This window comes from Nonomuraea sp. NPDC050153 (genome assembly GCF_044460125.1).
In the GTDB taxonomy this organism is placed as follows: domain Bacteria; phylum Actinomycetota; class Actinomycetes; order Streptosporangiales; family Streptosporangiaceae; genus Nonomuraea.
Map to the genome: position 1 here is coordinate 41,569 of NZ_JBITJQ010000022.1, position 17,214 is coordinate 58,782.

The window sequence follows — 17,214 nt, forward strand, 5'->3', positions numbered from 1 at the left end:
TGGTTGTCGGCTCCTCGCGTTCGTTGTTGGCTCAGGCGATCCGCTCGCCGGTTTCATAGCCGCATGCGTAGATTGATCCCTACGGGAGATGCCTCGCGGCCGGTGGAGTTCGCCCAGGCCGCTCAACCTGTGCCCGCCCCGGACGAGGTGCTGATCAAGGTTGAGGCGTTCTCCCCGAATCGCGGGGAGACGTTCCTGCTGGAGGAGCCGGAGCCCGGTCTGCTGCCGGGCAAGGACGTAGCAGGGCTGGTCGTGCAGGCCGCCGCCGACGGCTCCGGCCCGCCGGCCGGCAGCCGGGTGGTGGGCCATCCGCCCATGGGCGGCTGGGCCGAGTACGCGACCGTGCCGACCCACTCGATCGCCGTGCTGCCCGACAGGCTCACCACCGTGCAGGCGGCCGCCCTGCCACTGGCCGGGATCACCGCGCTCCGGCTGCTTCGCACGGCCGGCGCCGTGACGGGCAGGCGGGTGCTGCTGACGGGCGCCTCCGGCGGAGTGGGGCACTACCTGACCGAGCTCGCCGCCGCGGCCGGGGCGGAGGTGACCGTGGTGACCGCCACAGCAGAGCGCGGCGCGCGCCTGCGCGCGCTGGGTGCGGCCGCGATCGTGCACGACGTGGACGAGACGGACGGGCCGTTCGACGTGGTGCTGGAGTCCACCGGCGGCAACGCGCTCCCTGCCGGGCTGGCCCGGCTGGTGCCGGATGGCCTGCTGGTGTGGTTCGGGCAGGCCAGCCGTACCCCTGCGACGGTGAATTTCTTCGATCTGCTGGCTGGGGCGCAGAACGCCGTGATCCGGCACTTCCACTACGCGGGCGCGCCGTACGGTCCTGACCTGGCCACCTTGGTACGTCTGGCGGCCGGCGGGCGGCTGCACCCCGAGATCGGCCGCACCGCCGACTGGAGCCGGACCGCCGACGTCCTGGTCGACCTGCGGGAACGCCGGATCCGCGGCAAGGCCGTACTGACGATCGGAGCATCGCGATGAGCGCCGCGGACTTCGCCGCCGCCAACCTGTCACGCGCCACCGGAGCCGGGCTGGACCCGCACGAGTACCTGCGCGTCACCGGCGAACTGACGGACCTGGACCAGTGGGGCGAGGCCTTCATGCGCGCCGCACGCGAGCACGTGGCGCGCGCCGTGCAGGCGGCCACGGCGATCTCAACGGGCGAGCACCTCCGGGCGGCGGCGCGCTGGTTCCACTTCGCCACCCTGGGACCGAACCTCCAGAGCGCGCTCGCGGCGGCCGAGGCCGACACCACCATGGGACGCGCGCTGGAGGTGCTGGAACCGCAGGCTCGCCGGATCGAAGGGCCGGGCTTCACCGGCTGGTTGCGCGGCCCCGCCGATGCCGCCGCGACGGTCGTGGTAGTGCCCGGGCTGGACTCCGGCAAGGAGGAGTTCCACGACGTCGTCACCGCTCTGCTGCGCCGGGACCTGGCCGTGTTCGCCATGGACGGGCCGGGACAGGGCGCGCTCGCCTCCACCAGCACCGTCCGCGCCGACTACCACCACGTGATCGGCCAGGTCATCGACACACTCCGCCCGCGGAACGTGGGACTCGTCGGGCTCAGCCTCGGCGGCTACTACGTCGCCGAAAGCGCCGCCCGGGAGAGCCGCGTCGCGGCCGCCGTCACCGTCAGTGGCCCCTTCCGGCTGCACTGGGGCCTCCTGCCACCTCCCGTACGGGATCTCCTCATCCAGCGGGCCGGTGGCGAAGAAGCGGCCCGCCGCTTCGCCGGCCAGGTGGACCTGTCCGCCCTCGCCCCGCAGATCACCTGCCCGCTGCTGGTCATCGACGGCGGCCAGGACGTCATCCCCGGCGTGACCAACGGCGAGCCGCTGGCCCGCCTGGCACCGCACGGGCGCTACCTGTCCCTGCCACATGGCGACCACCTGCTCGGCAACGCCCGCCCCGACTGGCTGGCCACGGCCGCCGACTGGGTCTCCGGAGCACTCGCATGACACGCTTCATCGACAAGACCGCCCTGATCACCGGCGGCACGAGCGGCATGGGACTGGCCGCCGCACACCGCCTCATCGCCGAGGGCGCCCACGTGATCGTCACCGGCCGCACCCGGCAGCGCGTGGACCAGGCCACCGCCGTGCTCGGCCCGCGCGCTCTCGGCGTGGTGGCGGACACAGCCGACCTCAAGGCTCTGGACGCCCTGATGAACACCCGCAGCCGAGCAGCAAGATCCCTCCGGTTCCCGCGAACCCAAGGGTCAGAACCGTCCATAGAGCTGGGCCTGATCGGGATCCGACGATCCTGCCCAGACGATCACACACCGTGGCTGATCGTTACCGGAGAAGGCTCATTGTCAGGTTGCCGGCGCGTCCTCGATGATCCACTGGATCCCATGCGGGATGAGAAAGTCGAGGAAGGCGGTCGGGTGGTAGGCCTGGGCGGGTGCGAGTACTCCCGGCTTGGCAGGGTCGGCGATGAGACGGCGGGCGCTTTCGACGGCGATCACCGCGGTCGTGCCGTAGGTGTCAGGGCCCTGGACGATGCCGCGGGCCCGGCGGCCGTCGGTACTGGTGGCGTCGAGTACGTAGGTGAAGTGCTGGGTGCGGCGGCTGCCCTCATCGGGTCCTTCCGGCAGGCTTTCGATGATCTCCGCTGTGAGCGGGGTGTTCAGCTGGTCACCCAACGCCGCCTCGGTCAGGCCCTCGACATGCCGGACGCGGATGTGGCGGGGAATGGTCACCACCTCAGGCACCGGGAAGGCCATCACCGGGGTTGCGTTCGACTGTCCGGGCAGACTGATCGCGGTGTGGCGGGCAGGCATGCCGGGGCGCCAGTCGCCGTCGTAGTAGGTCATACCTCCCGCCTTGATGGCGTCGATCGTTTCGAGCAGCGAGCGCAGCGAGCCGCGCGACATGCCGCCGCCCCCGACGATCACGTGGGTGGTGATGATCTCTTCGACCGATTCAAGGTGGTCGGCCAGGATGTGGGCCATGAGGTCCACCGGGACGCAGCCGTCGTTGGCGGCGGGTACGACGGTGACCCCGGCGTTCTCCGCCTCCGTGGTGAAGGTGTCGAAGATCTTCTTGATGTAGAGCTGCTCGCCTGAGGTGTCGACGTAGTGACAGCCGGCGGCGATCGCGGCGCGGACCACGGCTTCACCTGAGGAGGTGAAGGGTCCGGCGCAGTTGATGACGCCGTCGCAGCCGCGGAATGCGCGCGCCAGCGCCTCATGGTCGCTGGTGTCGGCCACGCGTCGTTCCGCGTCGGGGAGGCCGACCGCTGAGGCGGCCTCCTCCAGGCGCGCGAGATTGCGTCCGGCCAGGACTGTCTCGATGTCGCGTCGTGCCAGTTCGGTGAGCACGAGCTTTCCCTGGTATCCACTCGCGCCATAAACGGCGATCTTCATGTCGTCTCCTCATGATGGGAGCTGCGCGGTTGCTCAGCCCATCAGCACAGTAAGGCGCTGATACAAGACGATTGAATGCGTGATGCGCTCTGGAGTTTGCGTCATCGTCTTCGCCGAGGTCGTCGTTGGTTACACTGGCTGCGTGGATGTTCTGTCTGATGTGGTGAGTGCGGCGCGTACCGGTCGACCCCACTCGGGCCGGGTGACCAAATCCGCTCCCTTCGCCGAGCGGTTTCCGGCGGTGCCGTCCGCCGGGTTCCACATCGTTCTCCAGGGAACGTGCTGGTTTCTCCCCTCGCAGGGTGAGCCGATCGCGCTCGGGCCGGGCGACGTGGCGTTCCTGCCGCGCGGATCCGCACACGGTCTGGCCGACGAACCGTCCACCCCGGTGAGCGAGCCGCCCACAACGCTCACCGGAGTCCATGGTGGCCGAAACGACGAGACGTCAGCCGACCGGCCGCCGACGGTGGTCATGCTCTGCGGCGCCTACCTCCTGGACGGATCCTGGCCACATCCGCTCCTGAACGACCTGCCCGAGGTCATCCACCTGCCGACGCGGGTAGGGCGCCACAGGGAACTCCGCGCCGCGGTCGAACTCCTCGGCGTGGAACTGGACAGCGATGCCCGCCCAGGCTCCGACACCATCCTGCTCACCCTGCTGGATCTTCTCCTGCTCTACATCCTGCGCGCGTGGTTCGAAGAACAGCGCGTCTCCGGCCACTCCGCCACCGGCTGGGCCGCGGCCCTGCACGACCCCGCCGTCGCCGCCGCCCTCCGCGCCATCCACGCAGACCCCAGCCGGCAATGGACCGTCGAGGAGCTGGGCGCGCAGGCACGCCTGTCCCGCGCCGCCTTCGCCCGGCGGTTCACACATCTGGTCGGCCAGCCACCGCTCACCTACCTGACATGGTGGCGGATGACCACCGCCGCCCGGCTCCTGCGCACCTCCGACGCCCCCGTCAACACGATCGCCCAGCAGGTCGGCTACAGCTCGCAGTACACCTTCACCCATGCCTTCAAACGCCAGTACGGGTCACCCCCCGGCAGCTACCGGCACCACGCCGGCTGAAGCACAACACCCGACTCCTGCGCCGCACCTCGCCTCCGCGCGGCCAGACCCGATCAAGTACGCGACGGCGCTGCGGCTGCGGACGGCCGAAACCGAGCAGGTGCTGCGCCGTTTCATGAAGGGGAACGGTCCCAAGCATCCGGTGTACCTGTCCCTGGAGGAACTCGGCCGGGTCGTTCGGAGGTGTTCATTAATACCCAGCTCCCTCAAGCCGTGCTGCGAGATCCGCAGTGGGCCGGCAAGCTCACGGAGGAAGACCGGAACAGGCCGGCCACAGGACTTGCATCCGGTACCTAGGTACAGGTTTACCGTCGAGGTATGACACAGAACGTCGCCCCTGACCTGGGATGGGCTCCCTCAGCGTGCACCCTGCCCACCGCCGAGCAGCCGCTGCGGGTGGCCGAGTTCGACGCCTTGTTCGCCGACGCGGTCCAGGCGGTGCAGCGCCCCGAGCAGACGCGGCTGCGGCTGGAGCTCGTCTTCAGCCCGGACCACGCCGCCCGGGCCGCCGAACTGGCCGCGCGGGAGAACGGCTGCTGCTCCTTCTTCACCTTCACCCTCACCATCGCCGACGGCAGCCTGGCGCTGGAGGTGGCGGTGCCGACCGAGCACATCGAGGTGCTGGACGCGCTGACCGAACGCGCCGGCGCCCGTTCGTGAGGCGCGGCGGGTATCGGTCGCGTTCCGCGGCTGGGAAAGGAGGCTGGTGATGGAGGGCGTCACGCGTGAGGACCTGCTCGCGCTGATGAAGAGCGGGGATGTGTAACTGGTGGAGGCGCTGCCGGTCGACGCCTTCGCCGCCGAGCACCTGCCCGGCGCGCGCAATGTGCCCGATCAGATGTCCGCCGAGCTGGCCGAGAAGGTCGCGCCCGACCGGGCGGCCCCGGTGGTGGTCTACTGCTCGGGTCCGTACCGCAACCGCTCGAAAATCGCCGCCGCGGCGTTCGCCCGGCTCGGGTACGCCGACGTACGCGTCTACGCGGGCGGCAAGGAGGACTGGGCGCAGGCCGGGCCGGCCTTCGAGGGCAGCCGCGCGAGCACCGCCGGCGGCGCCCTCATCGGTGGGGCCGCCGGGGCGGGACGGCCGTCATGAGGCAGGACATCGTGCTGCGGGGCGGCCCGGAGCCGTACCTGCGCAGCGGGCAGGTGGCCGAGCAGGCCGGGGTCAACCTGCAGACGCTGCGCTACTACGAACGCCGCGGCCTGATCGCCGAACCGCAGCGCAGCCCCGGCGGGCACCGCACCTACCCGCCGGAGACCGTCACCCTGCTCACGGTGATCAAGGCCGCGCAGCGGCTCGGCTTCACCCTGGAGGAGGTGGCCGAGCTCCTCGACACCGGCCGGCGTGGCCACCCCACCCCCGACCTACGCGAGCGCGCCCGAGCCAAGATCGCCGAGGTTGAGGCGAAGATCACCGACCTGACCACCATCCGGACCGCGCTGCAGCAGGTGGTCCAGGCGGGCTGCGACAGCCTGACCCACTGCACCTGCCCCGACTGTCCCCTGCCGTTCGCCGGCCTGGCCGAAGGCAGCCGTGCCCCCAACACTCCCGAGGAGAGCTGACGACGTGAGCACCCACGACGACCACCGCGCGTCCACCGGACCCGTCACAGCGCCCGTCACGGTACCGCTCACCGCACGCGGCAGCGAGCCGGGCGAGCGCGCCCCTGAGGGTGGCGGGCCGCCGCTGCGCAGCAAGGTCACCGCCGCCCTGGCCGTGCTGGCGTGCGCGGCGTGCTGCGCGCTGCCGGTGCTGATCGGCGTCGGCCTGCTGACCGGTGCGGGCGCCGCGCTGGCCGAACAGACGCTGCTGGCCGTGGCCGGGCTGCTGATCGCCGCCGCGGCGGGCATGTGGTGGCTGCACCGCCGCCGGGCCTCGCGCACGGCCGTCGGCGCGGACAGTTGTGGCTGCGGCGCGCGTGGCTGTGGATGCTGACCTCTTCCGCACGACACCAACCCACCTTGGGGAGCATCATCCCGCGGCAGAGGCAGGCCCGGCCTGAAGCGGCGTTCGCCAGGGGCAGGCAGGGCAGAGGGGGAGATGGTCAGCGACCGGCTTGCAGCGTCGCCGCCTCCTCCCGTCCGGTCGCGCGGGGATCGCGTGCGAGCCTGGGGACGAGGCGGACCAGGACGACCATCGCCACCAGTTCGACCATCGTCTGGGTGACCACCGCCAGCGGGGCGATGTCGAGCGCGGACGGCAGGGCCAGAGCGAGCGGCAGCACGACCAGGGAGTTGCGGGTGGCCACGGAGAACATCACCGCCCGCGTGCCCGGAGCATCCAGGCGCGCCGTACGACCGGCGAGCCTGCCCACGGCCACCGCGAGCACCACGAAGGCGGCATACAGCGGGACCACCCGCACCAGGGCCAGTGCCTGGGATCCGACCGCGGCGATCTGGGAGCCGATGACGACGGCGAGGGTGGCCATCATCAGCGGCACCATGGCACCGGCCATGACCTCCTCGACGATCCGACCGGCCCGGTGCCGACGGGCGATCGGCTGCACGCTCGCCGCGGCGGCCAGCGGGGCGGCGATGAGCACGCCGAACGCCTCCAGGAACGGGGTGATCTCGACCACGGCGAGCACGTCCGAGCCCGCGAAGGCCAGCAGATAGACGGGCAGCATCATCATCTGCACGAGCATCAGCAGCGGCGCGGCCGCGAGCAGGCGCGCGCGGGCTCCGCCGGCCAGGCCGGTGAACACGATCACGTAGTCGATGCACGGGGTCAGCAGCACCAGCAGTACCCCGAGCAACAGGCCGCGGTCATCGGCGACGAACCGGGACAGGCCGTAGGCGAGCGCCGGCACGATGACGAAGTTGGCCACCAGCACCGTGCCGAGGAAGCGCACGTCCCGAAACGCCCTCCCGACCTCGACCAGCGGCACGGCGAGGAACGTCGCGAACAGCAGCAGCGCCAGCACCGGGTTGATCGCGTGCTCCAGCGCCGGAGCGGCCTGGGGGGCGGCCGGCCCGGCGAGCGCGCCGGCGACGATCGCGGCCAGGTACAGGGGGATCTGGTGCTTGTCCCACCACGCCACCACGTGACGCATGCTCACTGTGCTCCTTGTGTCGTCTCATCCGGGGTCAGGCAGCCGCGTCCCCGCTGGTCCAGCAGCATGCATTCGCTGCGGCAGGAGACCCCGCTGTCCGGGCAGGCCGCGACCCGGCGGGTCGCCGCCACGAGCCGGTTGCGCAGCAGGCGCAGGTTGGCCAGGTGGGCGTCGACCTCGCGCAGCCGCTCGGTCAGCTTGGGATGCAGCGCCTCGCGCACCTGCGTGCAGGTGTCACCTTCGACGACCACCAGCAGCTGCGCAATCTCCGGCAGCGACAGGCCGAGCCGTTGGGCGGCCTCGATGAACGACAGCCGCTCCAGCACGCTCTCGTCGTAGGCGCGGTAGCCGTTGGATTGCCGGTGGGCGTTGATCAGCCCGATCGTGTCGTAGTAACGCAGTGTGGTCGCGGGAACGCCGGACCGGGCTGCGACCTCGGAAATGCGCACGTCGCCAAGGCTAAACGTTCGAGTCGACTCGAAGGTCCAGCGCGCCGCCCATGCCGTGCGTGATCGCATTGCCGTGTGCGATGCCCACGGTGAACCGGCGCCTTGGTCCGAGCGTGGTTCAGACAACCTCAGCCATGTACGTGATAATCGCCTCTTCGATGAGCGATCATGGCCGCCCGCCGATCAGGAGAATCTCCCGCCGGGGCGGTGCGCGACTCCCGCACGTTATCCGGTACATCATCCGGGCCGGTGCGACGAGCGCCGCCGGGTGGCCGGCATGAGCGCGGCGCCGAAGGTCGCCGCCCTGCGCGGCGGGCACGTCACCAACCGCGTGCAGGCCGTGACCGCGCTGCCGGCCGCGCTGCCGTCCGCGCTGCCGTCCGCGCTGCTCGCCCCCACTCCGCCCCGGAGGCGGCTGAAGCACCGGCGTGCCACGACGGGCAGGCCGGAGCAGCGGACCCTGCGGCCATGGTGGCGAAAGCGCGGGTCGGCGACGCGCACGAAGAATCCGGCGGACGTCAGGCGGGTGGGGTCAGGCCGAGGGACGCGATCAGGGCGATCATCTCGTCGTGGTAGATCGCGGCCGGGTCGAGGGTGAGCGTGCGCAGGTGGCCGTAGATCTCCAGCGCGACCAGGCCGTGCATGCGGCCCCACACCCGTAGCGTGAGGGCCACCGCGTCCGGCGGCAGGCCCGGGAAACCGGCCTGGATGTCCGCCGCCAGGCCGGGGTCGAAGTCGGACCACCCGTAGGAACCGGAGCCCGAGCCCGCGCCCGAGCCCGAGCCGGGCCCGGTCCAGGCGGCCGCGACCAGGCCCGTGAGCCCCCGGCACGCCCGGTGCTCGGCCTCCTTCGCCGGACCGTCCTCGGGGGGCTGGTAGCCGGGGACCGGGTCGCCGTAGATGAGGCGGAAGCCCTGCGGGTTGGCCAGGGCCCACTCGCGCACGGTCTGCGCCCAAGCCAGGACGCGGCCGCCCGGATCGCCGGCGGGAACGGCGTCGCGAGCGGCCTCCGCCCTGTCCACCAGGGCCGTGTAGAGGTCGGCGATGAGCGTGGTGACCAGGTCGTCGCGGGTGGCGAAGTAACTGTAGATCGCGCCGGCCGTCATGCCCATCTCGCGGGCGATGGCGCGGAGCGAGATGGCGTCGGGGCCGCCGTCCGCCATGAGCTTGAGCGCGATCTCCTTGATCTCCGCCGTGGTCTCCGCGCGCAACCGCTCGCGCCTGCTCATCGTCTGATCACCCACGCTTGACAGTCTACAGCGTTGGGCTACTGTTCCCCGTGTATAAATTGAACGGCGTGTAGTAACTTCTCGCCGTGCACAAGAAGGGGACCTCCCAAGTGACACGTGCCGCCTCTCGCGGGCCGACCGACGCGGGCCGTTCCGGGCCCAGGCTGGCGCTTCTGGCGTTCACCCAGCTCATCGTGGCTCTCGACTACAACATCGTTTACGTGGCGCTGCCCGACATCGGGGCGGCGCTGGGATTCAGCGCGCGGTCCGTGCAGTGGGTGGTGAGCGCGTACGCCATCGGGCTCGGCGGGCTGCTGCTGCTCGGCGGCCGGGCCGTGGACAAACTCGGGGCCCGGCGCACGTTCGTGCTCGGGCTCGCGCTGTACGGCGTGGCCTCCCTGGCCGGCGGGCTGGCCCCCGGCTCCGGCGTGCTGATCGCCGCCCGCGCGGTTCAGGGCGTCGGCGGGGCGCTGCTCACCCCGGCCACGCTCGCGCTGATCTACCGGGGGTTCGAGGAGGGGCCCGCGCGCAACCGGGCGCTGGGGGCCTGGGGCATGGCGGGCAGCGCCGGGCTGGCCGCCGGGTCGCTGCTGGGCGGCGTGCTCACCAGCTCCCTGGGCTGGGAGTGGGTGTTCTTCGTGAACGTCCCGCTGGCCGCCGGCGCCGCCCTCGCCGCGCCCCGGCTGCTCGGCTCCGACGGCCGGCCCGCCTCCGGGCTGCGCGGGTTCGACGTGCCGGGCGCGCTGCTGGCGACGGCGGGGTCGACGCTGGTGGTGTTCGGCCTGGCGAGCGGACCGGAGGCCGGATGGGGGTCGGTGCGCGGCGCCGGGTCGCTGGTCGCGGGCCTGGCGCTGCTGGGGCTGCTGGTCCTGGTCGAGGCCCGTGGCCGGGACCCGCTGATCCCGCTGCGGCTGGTCCGCCGGCGCGGCCCGGCCACCACGATGGTGGTGATCGCCCTGTTCCAGGGCACGCTGGGCGGCGCCTACTACGTGCTCACCTCGTACCTGCAGCCGGTCCTCGGCTACAGCGCCCTGGCCGCGGGGCTGACGTTCCTGCCGCTCACCCTCGTCTGCATGGCCGCCGCGCTGAAGGCCGCGCCGGTGATGCTCGGCAAGTGGGGCATCCGTACGACGCTCAGCGCCGGGATGCTCGGCGCCGGAGCCGGGATCGCCGTGCTGACCGCGGGCATGCCCGCCGGCGGCGGCTTCTGGACGCTGATGCCGGGCAGCCTCCTCTGGGGATTCTCCGGCGGCGTGGCCTTCGTCGCACTGTTCGCGGCGGCCGGCGCCGGGGTGGCGCCGGCGGAACAGGGCGTCGCGTCGGGCCTGGCCAGCACGGCGAAGGAGGTCGGCGGCGCGATGGGGCTGGCGGTCTTCGTGGCCGTCGCCACCGCCTCCACCGACGTACTGGGCGGGCTGCACGCGGCCGGCTGGGCCGCGGCGGCCGCCGCCGGCCTGGGCGGCCTCGCCGCCCTGGCACTCGAACCGAACCGAACCACTGAAGGAATCACGTCATGATCGACGACCTCATCGGCAAGTACCTGGACGTCTGGAACGAGCGCGACGCCGGCGCCCGGGACCTCCTGATCAAGACGGTGTTCACCGACGACTCCGTCTACTCCGACCCCGACCACGCCGGGCTGCGCGGGCACGCGGAGCTGTCCGCGGCCATCGGCCGCGCCCAGGAGAACTTCGGCGACCTGGTGTTCACCCTCGGCACGCTGATCGGCGCCCACCACGACATGGCGCTGTTCACCTGGCGGCTCGGCGCGCCGGGCGCGGACACGCCGGTGGCCACCGGCTATGACGTCGTGGAGTTCGCGGGCGACCGCATCAGCCGCGTGGTCGGTTTCTTCGAATGAACTCCTGTCAGGCTGGATTGACATCAGCTCGCTTGTCAGTCTAGCTTGACAGGCATGCGAACTCTCACACCTGCGGGCCCCGCCCCCGTCGCGGGGCCCGGCGACCCGACGCCCAGGCGGCTGCTGCTGTGCGGGGTGGTCGCCGGCCCGCTGTTCACCCTCGCGTTCCTGGTCCAGGGCGCCCTCCGCCCCCATTACGACCCGCTGCGGCACCCGGTCAGCTCGCTCGCGCTGGGCCCGTCCGGCTGGGTGCAGGCGGTCAACTTCGTCGTGGCCGGCCTGCTCACGCTCGCCTTCGCCGCCGGGCTGCGGCGGACGCTCCGCAAGGTCTGGGGCCCGGTCCTGGTGGGGATCTGGGCGGCCGGGCTCATCGGCGCCGGGGTGTTCACCGCCGACCCGGTGAGCGGCTATCCGCCGGGCACTCCCGGCCTGCTGCCGGAGTACGGCAGCGGGCACGCGGCGCTGCACGACTACCTCTCGCTGGCGGGATTCGCGGCGCTGGTGGCGGCCTGCCTGGTCTTCGCGGCCGGGTTCGCGCGGGAGCGGGCGCTCGGGTGGGCGGCGTACTCGGTCGCCAGCGCGGCCGGGTTCACGGTGGCGATGGCGGTGGCCACCATCGCCTTCACCCAGAACCCGGCGCTGGTCGCCCACGGCGGGCTCTTCCAGCGCGTCGCGGTGACCATCGGCTGGGCCTGGCTGACCCTGCTGGCGCTCCGGCAGCTCCGGCAGCTCAGGCGGCGACCCGCCGGGCCGCGAACACCAGCAGGACGACCGCGCCGACCGTCATGATCGCGTTGCTGACCAGGTCGGCCGCCGGGCTCGCGGGCACGATCGCCTTCCATGGGAACGAGTGCCATGCGTACGTGAGCACGGCCCCCGCCGCGAGCGCCAGCCGGTGCGAGTCCGACCAGCCGGACCGGTGCGACCACCGCCCCACCAGGACGCCGACCCCGGCGAACAACGCCAGATAGAGCAGCACGCTCAGCCACGCCGGGACCGACAGCCCGGCCAGCCAGGGCGACAGGCCGGTGGGGTCGCACGCGTAGAGGAGCACGAAGAACGCACCGGCCACCAGGGCGAACGCGAACACCGCCCACGGACCGGGCACCGCGCCCTCGGCCGCGGGGGCGCCGCGGCGCAGGCGCAGGCCGAGCACGATGAGCGCCACGACCAGCACACCGGCGCCGACATACTGGACCGGGGACGCGAACCAGCCTTCGAGCATCGCCTTGGCGACGCCGCCCAGCACGAAGAAGAGCACGAAGACCGCCGACACGACCCGCAGGCCGGTCTTCCCCAACCACGGCGTGGTGCCGCGCGATCCGGCGAGCGCCTCCACCACCGCGATCGGGGCGCTGATGCTCCAGATCGTGTGCACGCCCACCATGAACATCAGCCAGGGCACCCCGGTCCCCAGCGCGGGAACGTAACCGTAGTCGAGGATGCGGACGTTCGCCCAGTTCTCGTTCCAGAGCGTCTGGGTGAAGACCGCCTCCTCGAAAATCCCGAACGCCAGCGCCCACGCCAGGATCGACGGCCAGCCGCGCCCGGTCCGCCGGGCGACCTCGCGGATGACCAGCGCGCCGGCGCCGTACATGAAAGTCGTGGAGATCACCGCCACGACGTTGATGACCGGGATGTTCCCCATCAGGAACTCGGCGGTCAGAGGCGCCACGAACCACAGCCCGATCGCGGGCGCCACGCGAACGAGTAAGGGCATCCGGTGAGTTGTTGTCACGACCTCCAGATAACACCACTTCAAGTAAAGTTACAACTGATGTAAATATATCTGTGATGTAACCACCCGGCTGCCGAGCCCATTCAGGTGGTGTGGACGATGGTCGGATACCCGTGCGACACACCCCCTGGGACAGGCCCGAGACCCGGCCCGCCATGGCCGACGCCGAGGACCCGCGCCCCGGCCTGGCCCTGACCAGCCGCTCCCTCTGGCGCGACGGCCGGAGATGGATCCGCGTGACGGGCGAGCTGCACTACAGCCGGGTGTCGCGCGAGCGCTGGCAGGACTCCCTGCGCCTGGTGAAGGCCGGCGGCGTGAACGTCGTCTCCACGTACGTCTTCTGGATCCACCACCAGGAGCACGAGGACCGCGAGCCGGTGTTCGACGGCGGGCTGGACGTGGCCGCGTTCGGCGACCGCCTGGCCGGCATGAACGCCACCATCCCGCCCCAGACGCCGCTGCGCTGGTCCCTGCGCTCGGACGGGCGCGCCGGGTTCGTCTTCGTCAGCAACCACCAGCCGTACGAGCCGCTGCCGGCCCGGAGGGACGTGGTCTTCGACCTCGAACTCGACGGTGCCCAGGTGCGGTTCCCGCACCGCCCGGTGGACGTCCCGAGCGGCGCGTTCTTCTGCTGGCCGGTCAACCTGGAGGTCTGCGGCGTCACGATCAACTGGGCGACCCTCGGCCTCCTGACCGTCGTGGAGGGTCCGGTCCTGGTCCTGACGAAGACGGACGGGGTGCCCGCCCACCTGTCGCTGCCGGCGGGCACGTCCGTCAGCGGCCATCCGGTCCTGGAGCGGGACGGCGAGGTGATCCTGGAGGACCTGCCGGGCGGCCGCGTGCCCGTCACCGTGGAGACCCCGGACGGGTCGCGGCTGCGCCTGCTCGTCCTGGACGCGGCCGACGCCCTGCGCGCCTGGACGCCGGGCGGCCGGCTGGTCCTGTCCGACGCGGACATCGTGGAGGCGGACGGCGCGCTGACCGCCGTCACCACCGGCCCCGCCACCGTGGAGATCTTCAAGGACGGCGCCTTCGAGCGCCACGACCTCGACCACCCGCGGGCGGGCGCCCCCGCTCGACGCCGGTACCCCGGCGTGGCTGCCCGAGGCCGCGCGGGGATCGGGCGCGCGCATCCTGTCCGCCACGGTGATCGACCACCGGGCGCACGTGCTTGACGCCGGCCGCGGCCCGGCGGATCTTTGCAGGTAGGAGATCCGCCGGGAGGTCGCGCCATGGCCGAGAACGAGCTGCTGTCCGAGCGGGTGGCCGGAGGGATCCTGCCGCGGGTGCTGACCACCTTCGACATGGTGGCGATCTTCGTGTCGATCGTGCTGTTCATCACGAACGCCGCCGTCATCCAGTCCGCGGGCCCGGCCGCGTTCGGGTGGTGGATCATCGCGTTCGCGCTGTTCCTCGTCCCGTGCGCGATCGTCACCGGCCAGCTCGGCGCCATGTTCCCCGGCGAGGGCTCCATCTACCTCTGGACGACCAAGGCGTTCGGGCCGTTCTGGGGGTTCTTCGCCGGGTTCTGCGCCTGGTGGCCGGGCGTGCTGGTGATGGTGGCGACCGGGACGCTGACGATCTCGTTCCTCGGCTACGTCTTCCCCGGGCTCGGGGCGCTGCCGGTGCCGGCCCAGGGCGGGCTGATCGTGGTGATCCTGCTGCTCGCGGCCGTGCTGGCGGTCCTGCGCTTCCGGCTGACGCAGAACGTGGTGAACGTCGTCTTCCTGGCGTACGGGCTGGCGATCCTGCTCATGTTCGTGGCCGGGATCGCGCGCCTGGCCGCGGGGCACCCGGCGGCCACCGACCCGTGGGACTTCGCGGCCTGGAGCCCGTCGGCCGAGCACGGACTCAACTTCGCGAACTGGAGCTTCTTCGGCCTGGCCGTGCTGGCGCTGCTCGGCGTCGAGGTGCCGCTGAACATGGGGGTGGAGATCAGGCAGGAGCGGGCCGTGACCCGCTACCTGCTGTGGGGGTCGCTGGCCGTCATGGTCGCCTACCTGGTCGCCACCTGGGGCGTGATGGTGTCGGTGCCCGCCGGGGAGGCGGCGAACATCACCTCCGTGGCCGAGGCGGTGGGGATCGGGCTGGGCGACTGGGCGGGCAAGCTGGTCGCGCTCGTGCTGGCGGCCATGTTCTTCATCATCACCGTCGTCTACAACTACTCCTTCGCCCGGCTGATCTTCGTGTCCGGGCTGGACCGGCGGCTGCCGAAGGCGGTCAGCCACGTCAACGCGCACAAGGTGCCGGACGTGGCGGTCTGGATCCAGACCGCGCTGGCCGGGATCTTCACGGTGGTGGCGTTCATGGTGGTGCCCTTCACCGCCGCCAGACCCGCCGACGCGCAGACCGAGGTCTACAACGTCCTGCAGGCCGCGGTCACCGTGATCTGGTGCCTGTCGATCGTGGTGCTGTTCGTGGACGTGCTGATCATCCTGCGGCGCTACCGCGACCAGTTCGAAGCGCGGCGGCTGGCCTCGCCCGCGGTGTTCTGGGTGGCCTCCGTCGTGGGGGCGCTGGCCTCGCTCGTGGGCGTGGTGGCCACGCTCTCCGGGTCGTGGACGCCGCTGATCTCCAACGACGCGGGCAAGGTCACGCTGTTCGGGGCCGAGATCGCGTACGGGATGTGGTTCTGGCTGGTCGGCGGGATCGCGCTGGCGTCCTTGCTGGTGGGCGCCCTGCTCTACCTGGTCGGGCGCCGGGCGCCCGCCTGAGCCGGTTCCGCACGGCGAAGGGCCCGGCCTCGCGGGAGGCCGGGCCCTCGGGTGCAGGCGCCTTCGGGGGCAGGGGTGGAGGCGCCTTCAGGGGGAACGTCAGTGCTGGGTCGCCTTCTCCGCGCCGACGCCGGTGAGGGAGCGGACCTCCATCTCGGCGTACTTCGCCGCGTTGTACTCCTTGCTGAGGATCGTGCCGAGCCACCCGCACAGGAAGCCGATCGGGATCGACAGGATGCCGGGGTTGCTCAGCGGGAACCAGTGGAAGTCCACGCCGACGATCAGCGCGGTCGGCTTGACGCCGGCCGGGGGCGCGGGCGCCGAGACCACCGGCGAGAAGATGACCAGGACCAGGGCCGAGATCAGGCCGCCGTAGATGGCCGAGACCGCGCCCGTCGTGTTGAACCGCTTCCAGAACAGGCTGTAGAGGATCGCGGGCAGGTTGGCGGAGGCCGCGACGGCGAAGGCCAGGGCGACCAGGAAGGCCACGTTCTGGCCCTGGGCCAGGATGCCCAGGCCGATCGCGACGGCACCGATGACCAGGGCGGAGACGCGGGCCACCACGACCTCCTGGCGCTCGCTGGCCTGGCCGCGCTTGAAGACGTGCGCGTACAGGTCGTGCGAGAAGCTGGAGGAGGAGGCCAGCGTGAGGCCCGCCACGACGGCGAGGATCGTGGCGAAGGCGACGGCTCCGATGAGCGCCAGCAGGATCGTGCCGCCGACCGAGCCGAAGATCTCCTGGCCGATGCGCTCTGCCAGCATCGGCGCGGCCGTGTTGCCCGCCGCGTCACCGGCGACGATCGCGGTCTTGCCGACCAGGGCCGCGGCGCCGAAGCCGAGGACGAGGGTCAGCAGGTAGAACACGCCGATGATGCCGATGCCCCACAGGACGGACTTGCGGGCGTCCTTGGCGGTGGGGACGGTGTAGAAGCGGATGAGGATGTGCGGCAGGCCCGCGGTGCCGAGCACCAGGGCCAGGCCCAGGCTGATCAGGTCGATCTTGCCGGCCAGCCCCTGGGCCTCCGTGCCGTACTTCAGCCCGGGGATCAGGAAGTTGCCGGGGTTCGCCTTGGGGCCGCTGGTGGTGGCGGCCTGGCCGAGCAGGGCCGACAGGTTGAAGCCGAACTTGCCCAGCACCAGCACCGTCACCAGCGCGGCGCCGCCCATCAGCAGCACGGCCTTGACAATCTGCACCCAGGTGGTGCCCTTCATGCCGCCGAAGACCACGTAGACGATCATCAGCGCGCCCACGCCGACGATGGTCCACGCCTTGCCCGCCGGGGAGGTGATGCCGAGCAGCAGGCCGACCAGCGCGCCCGCGCCGACCATCTGGGCCAGCAGGTAGAAGATGCTGACCACGATGGTGGACACGCCCGCCGCCGTGCGCACGGGGCGCGGGCTCATCCTGAAGGCCAGCACGTCGGCCATGGTGAACTTGCCCGAGTTCCGCATCAGCTCGGCGACCAGCAGCAGCGCGACCAGCCACGCCACCAGGAACCCGATCGAGTACAGGAACCCGTCGTAGCCGGACAGCGCGATGATGCCGGCGATGCCGAGGAAGGAGGCGGCCGACATGTAGTCGCCGCCGATGGCCAGGCCGTTCTGCACGCCGGTGAACGACCGGCCGCCGGCGTAGTAGTCGGCGGCCGTCTTGGTCTGGCGGCTGGCCCAGAACGTGATCCCCAGGGTGGCCGCGACGAAGGCGAGGAAGAGGATCATCCCCAGGGT

19 protein-coding genes and 1 pseudogene are annotated in these 17,214 nt (G+C 71.6%); 13 read left to right on the forward strand and 7 right to left on the reverse strand.

From position 1 onward, the window contains the following. Nucleotides 1-63 precede the first annotated feature (63 nt). The 3 genes and pseudogenes from ACIBQ1_RS39395 to ACIBQ1_RS39405 all read left to right on the forward strand — a co-directional run. Entirely contained in the window at nucleotides 64-987 is a 924-nt protein-coding gene (locus ACIBQ1_RS39395) for a zinc-binding dehydrogenase (RefSeq protein ID WP_397285034.1), read from the forward strand. Next, entirely contained in the window at nucleotides 984-1,964 is a 981-nt protein-coding gene (locus ACIBQ1_RS39400) for an alpha/beta hydrolase family protein (RefSeq protein WP_397285036.1), read from the forward strand. Before ACIBQ1_RS39395 ends, ACIBQ1_RS39400 begins: the two co-directional genes overlap by 4 nt. Then, nucleotides 1,961-2,167: pseudogene (locus ACIBQ1_RS39405) on the forward strand (SDR family NAD(P)-dependent oxidoreductase); the annotation flags it as partial. The gene ACIBQ1_RS39400 and the pseudogene ACIBQ1_RS39405, both read left to right, overlap by 4 nt. A 153-nt stretch (nucleotides 2,168-2,320) precedes the next feature. Here ACIBQ1_RS39405 and ACIBQ1_RS39410 read toward each other — a convergent pair. After that, a complete protein-coding gene (locus ACIBQ1_RS39410; protein ID WP_397285038.1) occupies nucleotides 2,321-3,373 on the reverse strand; it encodes a saccharopine dehydrogenase family protein in 1,053 nt (350 codons plus the stop codon). 82 nt (nucleotides 3,374-3,455) lie between these two features. On the opposite strand from ACIBQ1_RS39410, the gene ACIBQ1_RS39415 reads away from it, so the two are divergent. From ACIBQ1_RS39415 to ACIBQ1_RS39435, 5 genes are all read left to right on the forward strand, one after another. Then, nucleotides 3,456-4,442 (forward strand): AraC family transcriptional regulator, encoded by a 987-nt coding sequence (locus ACIBQ1_RS39415; protein WP_397285040.1) that lies wholly within the window; start codon nucleotides 3,456-3,458, stop codon nucleotides 4,440-4,442. A 318-nt stretch (nucleotides 4,443-4,760) separates the two neighbouring features. After that, nucleotides 4,761-5,102, forward strand: a complete 342-nt coding sequence (locus ACIBQ1_RS39420; RefSeq protein ID WP_397285042.1) for a hypothetical protein — start codon at nucleotides 4,761-4,763, stop codon at nucleotides 5,100-5,102. 109 nt (nucleotides 5,103-5,211) lie between these two features. Further along, on the forward strand, nucleotides 5,212-5,535 hold the full coding sequence (locus ACIBQ1_RS39425; protein ID WP_397285044.1) for a rhodanese-like domain-containing protein: 324 nt from the start codon (nucleotides 5,212-5,214) through the stop codon (nucleotides 5,533-5,535). Next, nucleotides 5,532-6,005 (forward strand): MerR family transcriptional regulator, encoded by a 474-nt coding sequence (locus ACIBQ1_RS39430; RefSeq protein ID WP_397285046.1) that lies wholly within the window; start codon nucleotides 5,532-5,534, stop codon nucleotides 6,003-6,005. Before ACIBQ1_RS39425 ends, ACIBQ1_RS39430 begins: the two co-directional genes overlap by 4 nt. A 4-nt stretch (nucleotides 6,006-6,009) precedes the next feature. Next, entirely contained in the window at nucleotides 6,010-6,378 is a 369-nt protein-coding gene (locus ACIBQ1_RS39435) for a hypothetical protein (protein ID WP_397285047.1), read from the forward strand. A gap of 109 nt (nucleotides 6,379-6,487) precedes the next feature. Here the strand turns inward: ACIBQ1_RS39435 and ACIBQ1_RS39440 are convergent, their stop codons facing one another. The 4 genes from ACIBQ1_RS39440 to ACIBQ1_RS39455 form a co-directional block, all read right to left on the reverse strand. Next, nucleotides 6,488-7,495 (reverse strand): arsenic resistance protein, encoded by a 1,008-nt coding sequence (locus tag ACIBQ1_RS39440; protein WP_397285295.1) that lies wholly within the window; start codon nucleotides 7,493-7,495, stop codon nucleotides 6,488-6,490. Between the two features lie 2 nt (nucleotides 7,496-7,497). Further along, nucleotides 7,498-7,944 carry a MerR family transcriptional regulator gene (locus ACIBQ1_RS39445; RefSeq protein ID WP_397285049.1) on the reverse strand — a complete coding sequence of 149 codons (447 nt, stop codon included), beginning with the start codon at nucleotides 7,942-7,944 and terminating at the stop codon, nucleotides 7,498-7,500. 237 nt (nucleotides 7,945-8,181) lie between these two features. Continuing rightward, nucleotides 8,182-8,445 (reverse strand): hypothetical protein, encoded by a 264-nt coding sequence (locus ACIBQ1_RS39450; RefSeq protein ID WP_397285051.1) that lies wholly within the window; start codon nucleotides 8,443-8,445, stop codon nucleotides 8,182-8,184. Between the two features lie 17 nt (nucleotides 8,446-8,462). Further along, a complete protein-coding gene (locus tag ACIBQ1_RS39455; RefSeq protein ID WP_397285053.1) occupies nucleotides 8,463-9,188 on the reverse strand; it encodes a TetR/AcrR family transcriptional regulator in 726 nt (241 codons plus the stop codon). 95 nt (nucleotides 9,189-9,283) lie between these two features. On the opposite strand from ACIBQ1_RS39455, the gene ACIBQ1_RS39460 reads away from it, so the two are divergent. The 3 genes from ACIBQ1_RS39460 to ACIBQ1_RS39470 are packed head-to-tail and all read left to right on the forward strand — an operon-like array spanning nucleotide 9,284 to nucleotide 11,823. Beyond that, a complete protein-coding gene (locus tag ACIBQ1_RS39460) occupies nucleotides 9,284-10,690 on the forward strand; it encodes an MFS transporter (protein WP_397285055.1) in 1,407 nt (468 codons plus the stop codon). Beyond that, nucleotides 10,687-11,034, forward strand: a complete 348-nt coding sequence (locus tag ACIBQ1_RS39465) for a nuclear transport factor 2 family protein (RefSeq protein ID WP_397285057.1) — start codon at nucleotides 10,687-10,689, stop codon at nucleotides 11,032-11,034. Before ACIBQ1_RS39460 ends, ACIBQ1_RS39465 begins: the two co-directional genes overlap by 4 nt. A 54-nt stretch (nucleotides 11,035-11,088) precedes the next feature. Beyond that, nucleotides 11,089-11,823, forward strand: coding sequence for a DUF998 domain-containing protein (locus ACIBQ1_RS39470; RefSeq protein WP_397285059.1), 735 nt, complete (start codon nucleotides 11,089-11,091; stop codon nucleotides 11,821-11,823). Here the strand turns inward: ACIBQ1_RS39470 and ACIBQ1_RS39475 are convergent. Continuing rightward, nucleotides 11,765-12,754: a hypothetical protein gene (locus ACIBQ1_RS39475; RefSeq protein WP_397285061.1), complete on the reverse strand. Its 990-nt coding sequence runs from the start codon at nucleotides 12,752-12,754 to the stop codon at nucleotides 11,765-11,767. The genes ACIBQ1_RS39470 and ACIBQ1_RS39475 overlap by 59 nt on opposite strands. 131 nt (nucleotides 12,755-12,885) lie before the next feature. Between ACIBQ1_RS39475 and ACIBQ1_RS39480 the strand changes: the two genes are divergently transcribed. Together ACIBQ1_RS39480 and ACIBQ1_RS39485 are read left to right on the forward strand one after the other, a co-directional pair. Then, complete coding sequence (locus ACIBQ1_RS39480) at nucleotides 12,886-13,947, forward strand: beta-galactosidase (RefSeq protein WP_397285063.1); 1,062 nt, start codon at nucleotides 12,886-12,888, stop codon at nucleotides 13,945-13,947. A 57-nt stretch (nucleotides 13,948-14,004) separates the two neighbouring features. Further along, entirely contained in the window at nucleotides 14,005-15,486 is a 1,482-nt protein-coding gene (locus ACIBQ1_RS39485) for an APC family permease (protein ID WP_397285065.1), read from the forward strand. Nucleotides 15,487-15,585: 99 nt separating this feature from the next. On the opposite strand, the gene ACIBQ1_RS39490 is transcribed toward ACIBQ1_RS39485, so the two are convergent. Next, complete coding sequence (locus ACIBQ1_RS39490) at nucleotides 15,586-17,205, reverse strand: cation acetate symporter (RefSeq protein WP_397285297.1); 1,620 nt, start codon at nucleotides 17,203-17,205, stop codon at nucleotides 15,586-15,588. Nucleotides 17,206-17,214 lie beyond the last annotated feature (9 nt).